We start from the raw sequence: 1,538 nt of genomic DNA, 5'->3' as shown, positions 1-1,538 counted from the left end.
CGTCTATACCGCGCGGCTGGCAAATGCGCGCGCCAACAACGCCTTCATGATGGAACTCGACGTCATCACCATCGCAATGCTGGGCGGCGTCAGCGTCTTCGGCGGCAAGGGTGGCGTCGTCGGCGTGGTCGGCGCGCTCAGCCTGATCGCACTCATCCGCAACCTTTTGGGCATCAACGGCGTCGGCGGCGACGCGCAAAGCACCGTTGTCGGTCTATTGCTGATCGGCGCGCTTCTGGCCGGAACCTTTCTGCCCGGTGCCCTCGCGCGTCTGCGCAAGGCCCGCGCCGCGCGCGCCGAGCTTGGCGCACGCTCCGCATAATCACGATAAACAGAACGCAAGTCATCCAACCAAGGAGGAGAAGAGAATGAAACGCACCCTAATGAGAACTGTCGGAGTCCTGGCTCTCATGACATCTGCGGCCCAGGCCCAGGAATGTCTGAGTGAGCCAGGAACCATCGGCTTCCTTCCCAAGCTGGACACCGACCCCTATTTCCAGGTTGCCGGTGAAGGCGCCCAAGAGGCTGCCGACGAAATGGGTGGCACCGTGATCCAGGCCGCGCCAAGCCAGGCCACTGCCGAGGCGCAGGTCGAGTTCATCAACAACCTCGTCACCCAGGGCGTCGACGTGATCGCCATCTCTGGCAACGACGCCAACGCGGTCGCCCCGGCGCTGCAGCGTGCGGCCGCCAATGGCGTGCGGGTCATCTCCTACGACAGTGACGTCGCCGCCGAGGCGCGCTCGCTCTTCGTGAACCAGGCGCTCGGCACCAGCCTCGCGCAGATGATGCTGCAGTCGATGTCCGACATGATCGGCGAAGGCGAATTCGCGATCCTTTCATCGACGCCCACGGCAACCAATCAGAACGCTTGGATCGAGCAGATGAAAGGGGAGCTGGAAAGTAATTCCGACTACGCGGATCTTGAGCTCGTCACCGTCGTCTACGGTGAGGAAAGCGAGCAGATCAATCAGCAGCAGGCCTTGGCGCTGGCCCAAACCTATCCGGATCTCAAAGGCATAATCGTGCCCGCCGGCATCGGTCTTCCCGCCGCCGCGCGCGCGCTCGAAGAGGCCGGCAAGGTTGGCGACATTAAGCTGACAGGCCTCGCTCCTGCCTCGCTGATCCGAAAGTATATCGAGGAAGGCTCGGTTCAGGACATCTGGTGGAACGTCACCGACCTGGGCTATCTCGCCTATCACGCCGCGCAGGCACTCGCCATGTGCGACATCACAGGTGCGCCGGGCGAAAGCTTCGAGGCCGGTCGTCTTGGCAGCTACGAGATTGGGGATAACGGAGAAGTGGTCCTTGGACCGGCGAAAATCGTCACTCCCGAAAACCTCGACGAATTCAAGTTCTGATCAAATACCCCACCGGGCGGAAACCTCCGCCTGGTGGGCATGACATGGGCGGCCGGGAAGCCATCGGCCCGACATCTGATTGCTCCAGCTACATCACGCCCGTCAGGTGCGACGCGAAAGGAAAGGCAAAATGGAAAAGCCTGTCTTCAACGCTGCACTGAAGCAATTGCGCGGCAA

1 protein-coding gene and 1 pseudogene are annotated in these 1,538 nt (G+C 61.9%); both read left to right on the top strand.

Translation table 11 applies throughout. The features are described from left to right. Positions 1-322 (top strand): annotated as a pseudogene (locus WA989_RS13070) (ABC transporter permease); the annotation flags it as partial. Positions 323-368: 46 nt separating this feature from the next. Beyond that, entirely contained in the window at positions 369-1,361 is a 993-nt protein-coding gene (locus tag WA989_RS13065; RefSeq protein WP_424340929.1) for a rhamnose ABC transporter substrate-binding protein, read from the top strand. The last annotated feature ends 177 nt before the right edge of the window (positions 1,362-1,538 follow it).

The sequence above is a fragment of the Henriciella sp. genome, from assembly GCF_049649345.1.
Classification (GTDB): domain Bacteria; phylum Pseudomonadota; class Alphaproteobacteria; order Caulobacterales; family Hyphomonadaceae; genus Henriciella.
This window is presented reverse-complemented; position numbering and strand designations above follow the sequence as displayed.